The organism is Flammeovirga sp. SubArs3, assembly GCF_947387565.1.
Classification (GTDB): domain Bacteria; phylum Bacteroidota; class Bacteroidia; order Cytophagales; family Flammeovirgaceae; genus Flammeovirga; species Flammeovirga agarivorans.
On sequence record NZ_CANDOA010000004.1, the window covers coordinates 427,203 to 442,615 of the forward strand.

At 33.6% G+C, this 15,413-nt stretch carries 15 protein-coding genes; 8 read left to right on the top strand and 7 right to left on the bottom strand.

Annotation, left to right across the window (positions count from 1 at the left end):
• The first annotated feature begins 98 nt into the window (after nucleotides 1–98).
• Nucleotides 99–482, top strand: coding sequence for a DUF4248 domain-containing protein (locus QL232_RS14090; RefSeq protein ID WP_235958268.1), 384 nt, complete (start codon nucleotides 99–101; stop codon nucleotides 480–482).
• A gap of 25 nt (nucleotides 483–507) precedes the next feature.
• Nucleotides 508–1,305, top strand: coding sequence for a methyltransferase domain-containing protein (locus QL232_RS14095; RefSeq protein WP_281614571.1), 798 nt, complete (start codon nucleotides 508–510; stop codon nucleotides 1,303–1,305).
• Nucleotides 1,306–1,407: 102 nt separating this feature from the next.
• On the opposite strand, the gene QL232_RS14100 is transcribed toward QL232_RS14095, so the two are convergent.
• From QL232_RS14100 to QL232_RS14110, 3 genes are all read right to left on the bottom strand, one after another.
• Nucleotides 1,408–1,866, bottom strand: a complete 459-nt coding sequence (locus QL232_RS14100; RefSeq protein WP_168881602.1) for a hypothetical protein — start codon at nucleotides 1,864–1,866, stop codon at nucleotides 1,408–1,410.
• Between the two features lie 112 nt (nucleotides 1,867–1,978).
• On the bottom strand, nucleotides 1,979–2,983 hold the full coding sequence (locus QL232_RS14105) for an AraC family transcriptional regulator (RefSeq protein ID WP_281614572.1): 1,005 nt from the start codon (nucleotides 2,981–2,983) through the stop codon (nucleotides 1,979–1,981).
• Nucleotides 2,983–3,708 carry a methyltransferase gene (locus QL232_RS14110; RefSeq protein ID WP_281614573.1) on the bottom strand — a complete coding sequence of 242 codons (726 nt, stop codon included), beginning with the start codon at nucleotides 3,706–3,708 and terminating at the stop codon, nucleotides 2,983–2,985. The genes QL232_RS14105 and QL232_RS14110 overlap by 1 nt, the downstream gene beginning before the upstream one ends.
• A gap of 181 nt (nucleotides 3,709–3,889) precedes the next feature.
• Here QL232_RS14110 and manA point away from each other — a divergent pair, with 181 nt between their 5' ends.
• Nucleotides 3,890–5,095 carry a mannose-6-phosphate isomerase, class I gene (gene manA / locus QL232_RS14115; protein WP_281614574.1) on the top strand — a complete coding sequence of 402 codons (1,206 nt, stop codon included), beginning with the start codon at nucleotides 3,890–3,892 and terminating at the stop codon, nucleotides 5,093–5,095.
• Nucleotides 5,096–5,202: 107 nt separating this feature from the next.
• Complete coding sequence (locus QL232_RS14120; protein ID WP_262889523.1) at nucleotides 5,203–5,649, top strand: BLUF domain-containing protein; 447 nt, start codon at nucleotides 5,203–5,205, stop codon at nucleotides 5,647–5,649.
• 66 nt (nucleotides 5,650–5,715) lie between these two features.
• Here the strand turns inward: QL232_RS14120 and QL232_RS14125 are convergent, their stop codons facing one another.
• The 3 genes from QL232_RS14125 to QL232_RS14135 form a co-directional block, all read right to left on the bottom strand.
• Nucleotides 5,716–6,369, bottom strand: coding sequence for an outer membrane lipoprotein carrier protein LolA (locus tag QL232_RS14125; protein ID WP_168881597.1), 654 nt, complete (start codon nucleotides 6,367–6,369; stop codon nucleotides 5,716–5,718).
• A 74-nt stretch (nucleotides 6,370–6,443) separates the two neighbouring features.
• A complete protein-coding gene (locus QL232_RS14130; protein WP_281614575.1) occupies nucleotides 6,444–9,413 on the bottom strand; it encodes a DNA translocase FtsK 4TM domain-containing protein in 2,970 nt (989 codons plus the stop codon).
• Between the two features lie 101 nt (nucleotides 9,414–9,514).
• Entirely contained in the window at nucleotides 9,515–10,984 is a 1,470-nt protein-coding gene (locus tag QL232_RS14135; RefSeq protein ID WP_281614576.1) for a nicotinate phosphoribosyltransferase, read from the bottom strand.
• A gap of 148 nt (nucleotides 10,985–11,132) precedes the next feature.
• Here QL232_RS14135 and QL232_RS14140 point away from each other — a divergent pair, with 148 nt between their 5' ends.
• Nucleotides 11,133–12,500 (top strand): GAF domain-containing protein, encoded by a 1,368-nt coding sequence (locus QL232_RS14140; protein WP_168881596.1) that lies wholly within the window; start codon nucleotides 11,133–11,135, stop codon nucleotides 12,498–12,500.
• A gap of 161 nt (nucleotides 12,501–12,661) precedes the next feature.
• Complete coding sequence (locus QL232_RS14145) at nucleotides 12,662–13,171, top strand: hypothetical protein (protein WP_281614577.1); 510 nt, start codon at nucleotides 12,662–12,664, stop codon at nucleotides 13,169–13,171.
• A 67-nt stretch (nucleotides 13,172–13,238) separates the two neighbouring features.
• Here the strand turns inward: QL232_RS14145 and QL232_RS14150 are convergent, their stop codons facing one another.
• Entirely contained in the window at nucleotides 13,239–13,652 is a 414-nt protein-coding gene (locus QL232_RS14150; protein WP_281614578.1) for a hypothetical protein, read from the bottom strand.
• 241 nt (nucleotides 13,653–13,893) lie between these two features.
• On the opposite strand from QL232_RS14150, the gene QL232_RS14155 reads away from it, so the two are divergent.
• Both QL232_RS14155 and QL232_RS14160 read left to right on the top strand, forming a co-directional pair.
• Nucleotides 13,894–14,046, top strand: coding sequence for a hypothetical protein (locus QL232_RS14155; RefSeq protein WP_168881593.1), 153 nt, complete (start codon nucleotides 13,894–13,896; stop codon nucleotides 14,044–14,046).
• Between the two features lie 103 nt (nucleotides 14,047–14,149).
• Entirely contained in the window at nucleotides 14,150–15,331 is a 1,182-nt protein-coding gene (locus QL232_RS14160) for a T9SS type A sorting domain-containing protein (RefSeq protein WP_281614579.1), read from the top strand.
• Nucleotides 15,332–15,413 lie beyond the last annotated feature (82 nt).

The window sequence follows — 15,413 nt, forward strand, 5'->3', positions numbered from 1 at the left end:
TACCGTTGGACTTGTTGACAAAATACATATCACTGTTATCTATTAGTGCCTTAAAGTTTCTGTTTGGCCCACTCATGGGTTTTAGTACTGGATTAAGCATGATAGAAACCATAATTATCACCATCCTTGGGATGATGTTAACTGTGGTATCACTTACTTATGCTGGTACACCAGCAAGAAAAAAACTGATGGAATGGATGAACCGTGGTAAGAAAAAGAAACTCTTTACGAAACGAAATCGCCTTATTGTAAAGATTTGGCAAGAGTACGGTATGAAAGGTGTTGCCTTTTTTACGCCTATTTTATTCGGTCCTCCTATAGGAATGTTAATAGCTTTGTCTTTTGGTGAAAAAAAAGAGAGAATTATTACCTATATGTTTTTTAGTGCCGTATTTTGGTCTGTCGTAATGAATGTAGCAATTTACTATTTTGGTGAGTACATGGGTTGGGTACAAGATACCCAAAGTGTCTCTCTTAAGTAATCCAAGAATAAAAGTAACAAACAAAATGGCTTTCGATTTTCATGCGGATAAGCAAGTTTATTTTAACATGCAGACCGATAACGCAAATAAATATGTTATACCTTTTATTGAACAATCACTAAAGATTGAAAAAGGATTACGTGTTTTAGAAGTTGGTTGTGGCGAAGGAGGCGTTCTTAAAGCTTTTTTAGATAAAGGATGTTTTGGTGTAGGTGTAGAACTTAGTATGCCAAGAGTTGAATTGGCACATCAATTCCTAGAAGAATATATTGAGAAAGGACAAGCCCAAGTAATTGGGAAAAATGTTTATGATATAAATGTCGATAACGATTTTGAAGATAGATTCGACTTAATCATCCTTAAAGATGTTATCGAGCACATTCCTGACCAAGAGAAAATTATCCACTATTTTAGATCCTTTCTTAAAGAAAATGGTAAAATTTTCTTTGGTTTTCCACCTTGGCAAATGCCATTTGGAGGGCATCAGCAGATTGTAGAAAGTAAATTACTGTCTAAGTTGCCATACTATCACTTACTTCCTAGGCCGATTTATAAGTTTATATTGGATAGGGGAGATGTGAGTAAAGGATTGGTGAGAGAATTACTGGATATTAAAGAAACAGGGATTTCCTTAGAACGATTTGAACGTATCTGTAAAAAAGAAAAGTTCGGTATAATTGAGAAAACACTTTATTTCATCAACCCGATTTATGAATATAAGTTTGGTTTGAAACCGAGAAAGAAAATTCCTGTATTAGGAGATATTCCTTGGTTGAGGAACTTTGTAACAACAGCAGGATTCTACCTTGTAGAAAAGCATTAAAAAAGATAAGACCTTGATACAAAATATCAAGGTCTTATTAGTTATCACTGATTTATCGAGTTAAATTAATTGGTGTTAGTTGATAGTTAAGTTAAATACTATTTATTCTACTGGTATTAAAGCGGCAGCATTTACGTCTACTGCTTCAGAGGCTAGTTTAGTAGCTAAGCCGTTCTCTTCATATTTTAAGGAAGCAAAGATTTGATAATCACCAGGAGAAGAAAAAGAAATCGTAGCAATCATTTGTGTTTTAAATCCTCCGTTTACCATCTCTGGAATAGGACCTAAAAGGTCAGTAACAATTGTCTCTCCTGTTTCAATATTTACGGCCGTTAGGTTTGCTGAGTAAAACTGCCCATCTTCTGAGATAGATACGTCAGTGATGATCGTACTTTCCTCTTCAAGAGTGAAAGTTTGACCTTCTTCGATATTCACTAGAGCGATGGCTGTTTTGATCTCTTCTGGTGTAACTTCATCATCAGATTTATTACATGAAGACATTGCAGCAAAAGCAAAAAGACCGATTAGGATAGTATGTATTCTTGATAAAGTAGATTTCATGATTAATATGTTTTTTTGTTTTAGTTACAGTTATATAAAACGCTAAAAACTATAATCAGATTTACTTATTTCGTCGGAATGTTTACCAATTTGGTCGGGGAGTTTTAAAAAATTATAAAGTGAGGGATTTTCTCAGTTCTGTAGGGGTATAGTCGTAATAACGTTTAAAAGCCGTTGTAAACTTTGATAAATGATTGTAGCCTACTTTTGTGCCTATTTCACCTATAGTAAGCTCAGTCATACGGATAAGGCGATGTGCATCCATCATTCGGTGTGATGTTATGAACGCAAAAATCGATTGATCAAATATTTGTTTGAATTCTTCTTTTAGTTTTGTTTCTCCAATTCCGAATTGATGGGAGATCATTTGGGTTGTAGGTATATTGCTGTAGTCACTGAGTATGTAGTCTTTTATTTTAAAGTAGGTTGACATATCATTCTTATTGATCTTTTTTTCTTTTTTGGAATGCAACCTAAGCATCATCTTTTTCAGAAGCTTTCCTGTGAGTTCTAATCCTTTGCCAAAGATGATTGCGTTTCTAGCAATAGTGGTTTTTTGTATTTGAAAAATCTCTTCTATGATATCTTCCAATTCAGGTGTGCTTTCTTCATAATAGATATGGTTAATGAGTTTTTCAAAAAAATGGCCAGTTTCTATATCTGGAATCCCTAATATTCCTTGAAAGTCATCTCTTTTTAACCTTACCCCAATCCAGCTTACTTCTTCATCTTTTTTCATATCCATAGACATTCCTCTTTGTCCTTGATGAAGGATAATGCTGAATTGTGCACCGCCATTGGCAATGGTTTTTGTTTCTTCATTTCCTTTTTGAACTCTTAATTTTGAGTTTTTTCGGAGAAATGTAATATAGATATGTGGTGTATTATGATCGTAGATACTTTGTACTACAACATCCTGGTTTAGTAAAACTCTATTGACACTGACTTTAAAACCCGATTGTATATCGAAGTTTTCAAGATGAATTTCGCCTATTTCCGTATTACCGATGAATTGATGGTCTAAGATATCACCTCCAACATCTTTTTGGAGTTTCTTGTACGTATTATCAAAGCTTGTCGCATCAAAATAGAGAATTCTAGGCTGTTGGTTGATCATTATAAAAAGGGATGAAAGTCTTTTGTTAATTCAATATACTCATCGGAGTATTCATTGGAATGTGGTTGACGTATATAAAAAGGTTTCTTGATTACTTTTTCAGGTTTTTGTTGATAACTGAAAGAAAGTAATACTCTTTTAGGCGACTTATTCACATTATGACCAACAGTTCTTTGTTTTACTAAATAAAAATCATGTAAAGCAGCAATTTTATAAATGTCTTCCAGTTGGTCAAAAGGGTAAATCATGAATAATTTTCCTCCTGACTTTAGAAGCCTTGCACTATTTTGAAATAAATCAGATAATGAAAGTGTATCGGTATGTCTTGCAGAGTTTCTTTCGTCAGCATCAGACTTTAAGGAGTTTTTGAAAAAAGGTGGATTGGAGACGATAATATCATACTCTACATCACTTTTTACTTCTTGTAAGGGTGATTTTTCTATTTGAATAGCTTTTGCCCATGAGGACTCATCAACATTGTCTTTTGCCTGCTCCACTGCTCCATCTTCAATATCTATACCTTTTATACTAGCATAAGGATTGCGTTGAGCTATCATTAATGAGATTAACCCTGAGCCACAACCTACATCAAGAATGTTTACAGCAGCCGGTGAATTCACATCAACCCATGCACCTAAAAGGATACCGTCGGTGCCAATTTTCATTGCACATTTCTCTTGTCCTAATGAGAATTTTTTAAAATCAAACTTTTGATATTTGTTCATTATGGTAATAAAAATCATTCAGCCATAAGGCTTTGTTAATAAGAGCGCAACCGATTTATTGTTATTTTTGCACCTTAAAGGTCGATGCTACTAGCAAAAATATAATTTAGATAGGCTAAAATCAATTTTAGTAGCGTGACGCCGTTATTTACCAGATTTTTTATACACAATACTACAAAAAATGTCTAACACGAAATTATTTTCTATTAAAGGGAAAGTACAGAACTACGCTTGGGGTGGAGCAGATTTCATCCCTGAAATGATTGGAATTCAAAAAGAAGATCAACCTTACGCAGAATATTGGATGGGTGCACACGATAACGCTCCAGCCAAAGTAGGCGAAGATCAGTTTTTGAATAATATGATCAAAACTTCTCCTGAGACTACGATTGGAAAATACATTAATGACAAATTCGGTCGACTACCTTTCTTATTTAAAGTTCTTGATGTGAAAGATGTACTATCTATCCAAGTACATCCGACGAAAGTTGAAGCAGAAAAAGGTTTTGCAAGAGAAAATGCAGAAGGTATCCCTGTAACTGCATCGCATAGAAATTATAAGGATGACAATCATAAACCTGAGATTATGGTTGCATTATCTGAATTCTGGTTATTACATGGTTTTAAACCTAAAGCAGAATTAAGAGAGACTTTAGTTAATGTTCCTGAGTTTAATGATTTAACAGAGGTATTCGATAAAGAAGGATATTATGGTTTATATAAGACCGTAATGGAGTACTCTGCAGAAGAAATCAATACTAAGTTGCGTTCTTTAGTAGATCGTGTAATGCCGCTTTACAACGAAGATAAAATTGAGAAGTCATCCCCAGATTATTGGACAGCTAAATCAGTAGCTTTAAACCCTGAAGGAGCAGATCTTGATAGAGGTATTTATTCTATCTATTTCTTCAATATCGTTAGAGCAGATATTGGTGATGCTATTTTCCAAGATGCAGGTTTACCTCACGCATACATGGAAGGCCAAAATATGGAGTTAATGGCAAATTCTGATAATGTTCTTAGAGGAGGATTAACTCCAAAACATATCGATGTTCCAGAACTTTTAAAGCATGTGACTTTTGAAGAGACTATTCCTAATATTATGAAAGGAGAGCTTCAAGAGAATGGTTTAGAAAGAATTTATAAGAGCCCAGCTCCTGACTTTGAATTGAGTCGTATTTCAATCTCTAAAGACGATAAGTATCAGTATACTGCTAAAACAGCAGAGATAATTATTGTTTCTGAAGGTGAAGCAACAGTTGTTGAAGGAGATACTTCAATTTCTATTTCAAGAGGAGAAGTAGTATTACTTTTGGTGGATGCTAATTATACAATTACGACATCTAGTGATGCAGTATTGTTTAAAGCTACAGCACCTGTGAAATAGTATTTCTTTTTAAAGATATATCAACCTTGTTCTAGAAAAAGAGCAAGGTTTTTTTTATCTCTACTTTTTTGTAAATTATTAAGACTACACGTTTAATATTATACGCTATGCCATTGAATTCAATATTATATATTAGTCAAAAGAAAAAGACCATGTCTAATACTGAGCTTAGCGAGATTCTAACTTCAAGTAGACTCAATAATAAGGATAAAAAAGTGACAGGAATCTTGTTGTTACTTAATAATACTTTTATTCAAGTATTGGAAGGAGAGAAGGAGGTAGTAGAATCCTTGTACAATACTATAAGCCAGGATACAAGGCATGAAATGGTTCAACTGATCTATGAGGGAGAGATTAAAGAAAGAAACTTTGCTAATTGGTCGATGGGGTTTCAGACTGTAACTTGGGATGACCTTGAAAAAGTTGGATTTGAAAAAAACTTTGAGAAAAATATTACGGTCGGAGAATATTTTAGATATAAGCAACATCAAATTCTTGATATCCTAAAGCAATTTAATGGTTTGGGAAACCTTAGTTTAAATATTCCTGAGTAAGATTTAGCAATAAAAAAACGACTTGATAACTAAATATCAAGTCGTTTTTTTCTCTGTATTTTTTGACTATCGTAAGTCTACAACTTCAACATCAGGATGAGAAGCTGTGTCGAACATAAAATCTTTTTCAGTAACAGAAATATTCTTTTTGAAATTAGAAACAGTATATACATACTTCATTAAGTTTCCTTTTTCATACATTTCCCATTTTACCAATTCGTGTGTAGATGGTTTAATGAACATACGAATTCTAAAGAAATTAATATCAGAATCTTTTTCAGGTGATAAATCGATAATATCTAATCCACCTTCATTACCTGTATATAAGTACTTGAAATTCTTTTTATATAATTGATAGATTTCTGCAGGAGAACTTGCTAAATCTCCTTCTGTGTCAGCTTCTTCTATTGTCACTTCTTCCATTTCTTGATCGAAACGGTAAACAGTTTTTGTATCACTGTAGATAACTTGGCCTTCTAACTCCATACGGTATTTATTACCACTGATTAGAGCTTTGATATTCATATCACCAATAAGACCTTCATTGGTACTAATAGCTTCTTGATGGATATCAGCTGAAAAGGCAGATAAGTTGATGTAGAAATCACTCATCTGATCTAAGATCTTCTGCGCTTTTTCATCTTGTTGAGCAAAAACAGAGGATGTATTCATTAGAATAAAAGCGAAAATAGACAGTATTGATATATTTTTAAATTTCATTTTTTTAGTTTGTTCTGCTTGTAATAATTTGACAACGACTTTATTTAACGAGACTCACTATATAAAAAGTTTCATTAAAGTGTGCTTAATAGCGTTTCTAGCTCCATTTCAGTCTTTACATTTACTTGTCTGGCTTTACTTCCTTCAAAAGGACCGACAATACCTGCAGCTTCTAATTGGTCAATTATTCTACCGGCTCTATTGTAACCTAGACTAAGCTTTCTCTGAATTAAAGAAGTAGAACCTTGTTGATGTCTCACAAGAAGCCTAGCTGCTTCTTCAAAGAGGTCATCTCTATCGTCTACGCTACCGCCTCCGCCTTTTTGTGCTGGTTGCTCTTCTTCAAATTCAGGAAGCATATAAGCAGTATTAAACCCTGTTTGTTCTGATATGAAATCACAAAGTTTTTCTACTTCATCAGTATCAATAAAAGCACATTGTAAACGGGTAAGGTCATTACCTGTCGATAATAACATATCACCCATACCAATTAGCTGATCTGCGCCACCCGTATCTAGGATTGTTCTTGAGTCAATCTTCGATGTTACTCTAAAAGACAATCGAGCAGGGAAGTTCGCCTTAATCATACCTGTAATTACATCAACAGAAGGTCTTTGAGTTGCCACAACCAAGTGTATTCCAATGGCTCTGGCTAGCTGTGCTAATCGAGCAATAGGTCCTTCAATTTCCTTACCAGCGGTCATCATTAAATCTGCTAATTCATCGATAACAAGTACGATGTAAGGTAAGAAGCGGTGTCCTTTTTTAGGATTTAATCTTCTTTGACAGAACTTAGCATTGTATTCCTTTATGTTTCTAACTCCAGCTGCTTTCAATAATGAATAACGCATATCCATTTCTGTACATAAAGAGTTAAGAATATGAATTGCTTTCTTTGTATCCGTTACAATTGCTTCTTCAGCATCCGGTAAACTTGCTAAGAAATGTCTTTCTATTTTATTGAATAATGATAATTCTACCTTCTTAGGGTCAATCATCACAAACTTTAATTCCGATGGATGTTTTCTGTATAGTAAGCTGCTTAGTAAAACGTTAATACCAACAGATTTACCTTGACCAGTAGCACCTGCCATCAATAAGTGAGGCATTTTGGCGAGGTCCATTACAAATACTTCATTGGAAATCGTTCTACCAAAAGCAACTGGTAAAGCCATTTTTGCTTTGGCAAATTTCTCAGTAGCAATCACTGAAGAAATTGAAACCATCTCACGGTTATTATTAGGAACTTCAATACCAATTGTACCCCTACCAGGAATTGGAGCAATAATACGGATCCCCAAAGCAGCAAGGCTTAAAGCAATATCATCCTCTAAGTTTCTAATTTTTGAGATTTTGATACCTACTTCTGGGACAATCTCATATAAGGTTACTGTAGGTCCGATTGTAGCACTAATTGAGGCAATACCAATTTTGAAATGTCTTAGAGTATTGACAATTTTTTCTTTATTGGCTTCTAGTTCCTCTTTAGTAACTTTTGCTTTCGACTCTTTTGGTGGATGTAAAAGGTCTAAATCAGGATATCTGTAATGACTTAAATCTAATTTTGGGTCATACTCATCCATATCTTCCACATGAACCAATTCATCTGGCTCATCATCTATTGAGTTTAAGGCGTTAAGGTCAGCTTTGTCTACATTATCTGTGGTGTTCACTGAACTTAATGAATGTGGATCTACGGTTTTATCTTTTTTAGGAGGAGCACTTGGCGGATCAAGTTCAATAGTCGTCGGTTGAGCTGGTTCCTTATCTTCAATTTCAAAAATAGGAGGTGTATTTGGCGTTACCTTCTCTTGTTGAGGAGCAGGAATTTCTGCTTGTTTTTTCTTCTCTCTTATTTCTTTAGCTTCAATTTCTTGAGGGCTAGACTTCTTTTCTTTTGGAGGTAATGCTGTATTTGGCGCTCCTTGATGAACATGCTCTACCTGAATATTTACATCTACAGAAATAGGCTCTACTTTTATTGCTTGAGGAGCTTCTTCTTTCTTTTCCTCTTTTAATTCTGGAAGAGTACTATTAGAAGGAATCACTGCAGTGTCTTCAACGGTATTGTTTTGTTGCTGCTTCTCTTCTAGATCTTCCACAATTTTAGAAACAAGTTCTAAATCCTCTTCCTCAGGTTGCTCTTGTACATCTTCGCTTTCTTCTTTTTCAGTGTCCTGATGAATTTGCTGATTTCTTTCGTATTCTTCAACAGCTTCAGCATTGAAACGGGCAATTTCAGAAGCGGGATCCAATGTGCTTTCAGCAGTATCATCATCCGACTCCACCGAAGAATCATTTAGATTATTTGAACTAGAGTTGTTATATCTATTCGTCGTTACTTTATCAATAACGTTAATTACTTTCTTGAATTTGGAGATGTATACAGTATGAATTAGTACCATTAATACCAAAAAGATGACCGTACCAAAACCAATCATACTATATAATCCTTCTGCGATAGTATAGCCTACGTTTCCACATAAAAAGCCTAGGATATTCGGAGTATCATTGACAACAACAAAATAACCAAGGAATAAACTCGTCCAAAGCATATAGAAAAGACAGATATATCCCATCTTTCTAAATCTAAAGATCTTTCCTTTATTCTGAGTGAATAATTGGTACCCTTCAGAAAATAGCATAGGAACCAATAATACAGCACCAATACCAAATAAGTTATAAACGAGTAGGTGAGAAAGTGCTGCACCTAGTAACCCTAACCAGTTTTCTACCTCTAATCCTGATGAAATAAGGTTAGAAATACCTCCCACATTTTCTATGATACTTTGATCGGCCTTTCCTGTAAACACAAAAGACAATAAGGCTAATAGAGTATATATTGATAAGAAGATAAGGGATAACCCAATACTAGTTTTAAATCTTGGATCGCTAAAGGCACCTTTACCTATTGAAACACTTGGTAAAGCAATACGTTTTGGACGTTCGTTTTCTTCTGCGTGAGGGGTTGCAGAGGAATTTGGAACGGCGGATGAAGGTTTGTATATATTTTTTCTAACGTTCTGTTTTTTTTCAGAAGCCATAATTTTCTTTTGAGGCTGATAGTTTAAAAAATTATCTACATTCGATAATGAATCATTCAAAAATAGGATAATTTACTATCAATTGGAATAATAAAATTGAATTACATCTTGATTTGATTAATAATATCGAGTTTCATCATGTGAAGTGATTTTTCTAGTCCTACAGGATATTCATGAGGGTTGTAAAATCTTTTGATACTATTGTCGATAAGAGTCAATTCTTTTAGTGTTTTACATTGAATCTCATGCAAAGTTGGAGATGTATACACTAATTTACCATTTTCAAAAATAGGAACTAGTAGATCGAAAGAATTTTCATCACAATTGATAGATTTTGTACGAAAACTATTGTTAGGGTCAATCATGACACTGTTTTTTTCAAGTGGAGTATTTTCATTGTACAACATATCGGCTAGATATTTACCATCTTTATGCTTCATGCGTCTTACTTGTAAAAAGCCTGGATTAGAAATTTTATTGATCTGTTCCGAGAGCTTTACTTTATATTCCCAATCTCCATTATCATTCTTTATTGCACCAAGTTTATATACACCACCCAAAGCAGGTTGATCATAAGCTGTGACTAACTTTGTACCTACTCCCCAAACAGAAATTTTGGCACCTTGCTCAATCTTTAGACTATTGATAAGGTATTCATCCAAGTCATTACTAGCTACAATAGATGCTTTTTCAAAACCTGCATTATCTAGTAATTTCCTTGCTTCGATACTGAGGTAAGCAAGGTCGCCTGAATCTAGTCGAACACCAATCATCTCATGTCCTTTTTCTCTTAATTCTTTACCAGTTTCTATGGCTTTTTTTACCCCTTCTAATGTGTTGTAGGTATCCACTAGAAATATACAATTAGTAGGCATTGCTTCTGCGTATGCTTTAAAAGCTTTTAATTCATCATCATAAGACATTATCCAACTATGGGCATGAGTTCCTTTCACAGGTATTTTTAAAAGCTTTGCAGCCAAAACATTAGAGGTAGCATCAAACCCACCAATATAGGCTGCCCTTGTGGCGCCAATAGATCCGTCTATTCCTTGTGCTCTTCTTAGGCCGAACTCTAATAGGACATCATCTTTGGCTGCTATTTTTAGTCGGGCAGCTTTTGTTGCAATAAGGGTTTGAAAATTTATGATGTTTAATATTGCAGTTTCAATCAGTTGGCATTGTAATAATGGACCTCTTACTCGAATAAAGGGTTCGCTTGGAAATAATAACGTCCCTTCTTCTACTGCATCAATTGATAATTGAAAATCAAGTTGCCTGAGATAATTAATGAATCCTTCTTCAAACAAGGATTGGTTGTCATTGTCTTTTAATGAAGATAAATATTCAAGGTCACTGTCATCAAAAGTAAAATTATTGAGATAATCCAATACATATTCCAAGCCTGCACATATAGTGAATCCGCCATTAAATGGATTTTTACGAAAATACCCATGAAAGATGGCTTCTTTTTCAGCATTTCCATTTTTCCAATAAGCATAAGCCATTGTAATTTGATATAAATCCGTAAGCAATGTTAGTGAGTGAGCGTAAAGATCTTTTGAAATATGCATTCTTGATTGATTTATTTTATACTAATGAAATTTAATTTACGTTAGAAAATCGAGGGATAAAATATCTAGCTCAATAATCTCCTCCATACAATTAGCACATATATTGCATAGAGGAATTGTGTAAAGCAAAGCATACGATTTTTTTGAGATGAATCTAATTCAACAAATTTTTAAAATAGGTGTTACACCACAGTTGAAAGGTATCATGAAGGAAAAAGTGATTACTTCTAATCAGTTTGCCTTTTTCATGTTATTCTTTCATATTTTTTATTTGGTATTGTCAATTATTAGAGCTCCATCTCTAATTCAATGGCCACTTTTAGGTGTCTTAGGGAATTTAGTGGTATTGGCTTTTAACCATTTGCAGTTATTCCAATTATCAAGGGTAATACTGTGTATTGTTCCCATGTCTGTTGTAGTGGTGTATAACTCTTATATTACGCCAGCAGATGCTATTCCTAGAATGACAGGATTTTTGATTGGGTTAGTTCACTTATTAATTCCCTTTTTAATTTTTGATGTTAAGGAGAAGATTTCACAATGGACGATGTTCTTCTTGCTTAGTACGGTGATTGTGTTGATGTTTCCATTAGGAGACTTATTAGTTGATCCATTGATTAATTACGATGTGATGTACTCTCCAAAATCAAAAAGAGGGGTTTACATTGCTTTAGCCGGATTAGCAATATTACTGTTCTTAATGCAAAAAGAGCGTTTGCGTTATCGAGAAGAAAGTGAGCGTTTAAATAAAGAAAGTATCGAAAGGAATAAAGATTTAAAGGTTTCTGAACAAGAGCTTAGAGATGCTTTAAAGCAAGTACAAAGAACAAAAACAGAAGATGCTGAAAGAGCATGGACTACTCAGAATATTTCAGATTTTAATGATTTAACCCGTTCATTAGAAGATTTTGAAGACTTAATAGATCACTCCGCAAGTTTTTTAGCCAATGTATTAATGCTAAATCAAGTAGCTATTTTTAATAGAATAGAAGAGGCTGGAGGGAGAGAATATTTAAGACGTCAGTCTGTTTACGCCTACGATAGAAAAAAATACTTAGACAATAATATTGTAGAAAAAGGAGAAGGTTTAGTTGGTCAATGCTTTATTGAAAGAAAACCAATTATTATCAAAGATGTACCACAAGGGTATGTAAATATTAGTTCAGGTCTTGGTGATGCTACGGCTACGTTTGTCGCTATTTATCCTTTATTGGCCTATGATAAAGTAGAGGGGGTTATTGAAATTGCAAGTTTTAAACCTCTTGAAGATTATCAGCTAGAGTTCTTAAAAAGAATTTGTGAGAGTTTAGCAATTACAATTTTGAATAAAATTGCTGGAGAACAATTAAAAGGATTACTGAAGACTTCTCAAGAGCAAGCTGAGCAAATGAGATCCCAAGAAGAAGAGATGCGTCAAAACCTAGAAGAGATGACGGCTACTCAAGAGGAAATGTCAAGAAAAGAAGAAGAATATCAAAAAGAAATTACAAGACTAAGAGCACTTTTAGATCATTAAAAAACCTTTATTTTAATGATGTATTGGATGTTTTTAAAAAAAATACCTTAATACTCTTGTAAATTGGTAGACTTTATATACTTTTGTATTGTCAGCAACCAAAAATAGTAAAATATTTAACTGCTGATTTAATTAAATGTCCACGCAAAACCCAATGTCCAATGAGCGTAAATTTATTAAAAGAATCGGTTGTTCCAGTAGGAGAGAAATTAAGAAATACTCCCATCGGAGTTGTTTACTCATCAGATATTTATGGTGCAGGTGAAACTAAGCTTTCTATCTTTTCAGATGATCAGAAGAAAGAGTTAGATAAAATCTGTGATAGTATCTTAAAGAACCTAGCTGCGAACCCAGATAGAATTTATAGAATTTCTTTAGAAGGAAGAGGACAAGCTTCTGGTGAAGCTGATGCTAGAAACATCAAACTTGCTACACTAAGAGCAAAATACATGCGTGACATGGCTTACAAATACATGCTGAAGTATGAGCAAAACGGTCAGAAAATAGCTTCACATGTTTTATCTGGTCAATTAACTTTAAGAGTAATTGATATCAAGCCTTTTTATGATTTAAACAAAGGAAGAATTCTTTGGGCTGATGGTGAAGCAGGAGATCCACAATACCAAAGATCAAAAGTAAATGTATACTATGAGTCCAAGTTGAAAAAGTAAATTTCAATAAGGACATATAAATTTTTGGACACAAAAAAGCCGTTTCATTAAAATGAAACGGCTTTTTTTATTTTATCATTTGGTAATTCTCTCCATTCCAAATAACTGAAAGTTTTCCTGAATATTCAGAAACTGACACATAAACATTATCATCTTGATGGCTATCATCAAAAGTAATAACACTGGGTGTATCTGTTTCCTTATGAGGTGAAACACTTTGTATCACTTCATGATGCATTGAACCATCAGTGTCTTTAAATTTTAGTGTGATTTTATTGGCAGCTTTATCGTATTCGATATGAGCATTTACATAATGCGACCTTCTAAACTCAACAATAAAAACATGAATATTATCTTCAAATACACCTCCATTTTTTATAAAACTTTGAAGATGGGTATAGGGATCATCACTATTGTAAATAGGTGTACTGAATGATGAAAATAGAAGTACAGTAAAGAGTAAGGTAATAGGCATTTTCATAGGTATAACTGTTTTGGGTCTGATTATTAAACATCAAGTAGAATATTAAAATTCAGTATTTATGCTTTGTAATTTTAGGATAATAGAAATTGAACTAAGACGATCCAAATTAGTTGAATAAGCACCTATTTTTCAGATAAAACGAATCATTATCTTACTTTCTCATAAAAACATTTACATTCTCTTATTAAAAGGTGATATTTATCACTTATATTTGAAGTAACACTAAATACTTAAGACTATGGATGGAGGAAATATGGTTTATAAAATCTTATTTATTCTTACGTTAAGTACAGTTTTTCCTATGATTGGGTATTATTTGGACTACAGACATAAGCGTAATATGTTTAAAGGTCAAAAACCTGAAAACGAGACAAACAAAGAGAATAAATAAGAGAAAGGACTTCAGCAATTTTAAATGTTGAAGTCTTTTTTTTGACACAAATGAACTTAAAATTACATACGTATGTTTTCTAGATGTAACTATTTATATCGGAATGCATCACTCATCTTTAGCCCTTACACTATTTATTGTCTTGTTTTCTTTGAATTTACAAGGACAAACATGTACAGTTCCTTCCCCTTTATCTACTAATACTACTATTTCAAATTGTTCACTTGGATCTGGATCGGGTACACTTTATCTAGAAGGTGATGAAACAGCAGATACTTTATTTATATCTGGTACTGTCACTTGGGATTACGAAACTTTGATCATTTCTAAGTCAGCAACATTATATATTGAAGATGGAGCTACATTAAATTTTAATGGGAACCATATTGAAGTTAAATCTAACTCCTCTCTTATTGTAGAGGGGACAATTACCCAAAACCACTCGCTTATCAATTATGGAATTACTGTGTTCTACAATGATCATCAAGTATCAAATATTTCGAACTATCATAAGGTTTTCTCTAGGAATGACTTTACATCAATTGGTGCATTTACAAATTCCGATTCTTTAAAAGTAGGAGGAGACCTGAATGTAGTTGGAGCAATGTCTAATTACAATGCTTATGTTTTTGCAGGAGGAACCATTGCAGCAGGTGTAATGGGACATGTAGGAACCCAAAGAGATAATTACACTTTCCCTTCAGATGATGAATATTGGGGATATTTTGGAGCAATGGATCTTCCTGTAGAGTTAATTTCTTTTAGTGCAACAATGGTAGATGATGCAGTTACATTGAAATGGAGTACTGCTTCTGAGATTAATTGTGAACGGTTTATTATAGAGAAATCTTTGGATAAAAAATCATGGACAGAAATAGGAAACCAAAGTGGTCAGGGGACGACCTTTACCACTTCTGAATATACATTTATCGATAATTTTATTACGCAATCTTCCTACTATAGACTACGACAAATTGACTTCGATGGGAGAGAAGAGGTTTTTGGACCAATACATCAACAACTAAATACAGGAAATTCGACTATCTCGATGTATCCAAATCATGTTGTATCAGGAGAATTTATTCATTTTCAGTCTTCTGATCAACAGCCTCTTTTTATTACTATCACCATATTTGATCGACATGGACGAAAAGTTTATACTAATGATCATCAAAGCCAAAATGAACAGCTTTCTTTAGATACCAAAGATCTGAGAAATGGGATGTATTTTATTCACCTTCAACAAGGTATGGAGACATCAGTGAAAAAGTTGATCGTCAATTAAGTATGAATAAAATATAAACAATACTGATTTAATATTTTGACAAAAATTTCTTTTAGGGTAATTTTATTGGCATTAGTCATAT

Excerpts from the sequence above, each read along its gene's own strand:
- QL232_RS14090 (WP_235958268.1), top strand. The coding sequence starts at position 99 with ATGATAGAAACCATAATTATCACCATCCTTGGGATGATGTTAACTGTG.
- QL232_RS14095 (WP_281614571.1), top strand. The coding sequence starts at position 508 with ATGGCTTTCGATTTTCATGCGGATAAGCAAGTTTATTTTAACATGCAG.
- QL232_RS14100 (WP_168881602.1), bottom strand. The coding sequence starts at position 1,866 with ATGAAATCTACTTTATCAAGAATACATACTATCCTAATCGGTCTTTTT.
- QL232_RS14105 (WP_281614572.1), bottom strand. The coding sequence starts at position 2,983 with ATGATCAACCAACAGCCTAGAATTCTCTATTTTGATGCGACAAGCTTT.
- QL232_RS14110 (WP_281614573.1), bottom strand. The coding sequence starts at position 3,708 with ATGAACAAATATCAAAAGTTTGATTTTAAAAAATTCTCATTAGGACAA.
- manA (WP_281614574.1), top strand. The coding sequence starts at position 3,890 with ATGTCTAACACGAAATTATTTTCTATTAAAGGGAAAGTACAGAACTAC.
- QL232_RS14120 (WP_262889523.1), top strand. The coding sequence starts at position 5,203 with ATGCCATTGAATTCAATATTATATATTAGTCAAAAGAAAAAGACCATG.
- QL232_RS14125 (WP_168881597.1), bottom strand. The coding sequence starts at position 6,369 with ATGAAATTTAAAAATATATCAATACTGTCTATTTTCGCTTTTATTCTA.
- QL232_RS14130 (WP_281614575.1), bottom strand. The coding sequence starts at position 9,413 with ATGGCTTCTGAAAAAAAACAGAACGTTAGAAAAAATATATACAAACCT.
- QL232_RS14135 (WP_281614576.1), bottom strand. The coding sequence starts at position 10,984 with ATGCATATTTCAAAAGATCTTTACGCTCACTCACTAACATTGCTTACG.
- QL232_RS14140 (WP_168881596.1), top strand. The coding sequence starts at position 11,133 with ATGAATCTAATTCAACAAATTTTTAAAATAGGTGTTACACCACAGTTG.
- QL232_RS14145 (WP_281614577.1), top strand. The coding sequence starts at position 12,662 with ATGAGCGTAAATTTATTAAAAGAATCGGTTGTTCCAGTAGGAGAGAAA.
- QL232_RS14150 (WP_281614578.1), bottom strand. The coding sequence starts at position 13,652 with ATGAAAATGCCTATTACCTTACTCTTTACTGTACTTCTATTTTCATCA.
- QL232_RS14155 (WP_168881593.1), top strand. The coding sequence starts at position 13,894 with ATGGATGGAGGAAATATGGTTTATAAAATCTTATTTATTCTTACGTTA.
- QL232_RS14160 (WP_281614579.1), top strand. The coding sequence starts at position 14,150 with ATGCATCACTCATCTTTAGCCCTTACACTATTTATTGTCTTGTTTTCT.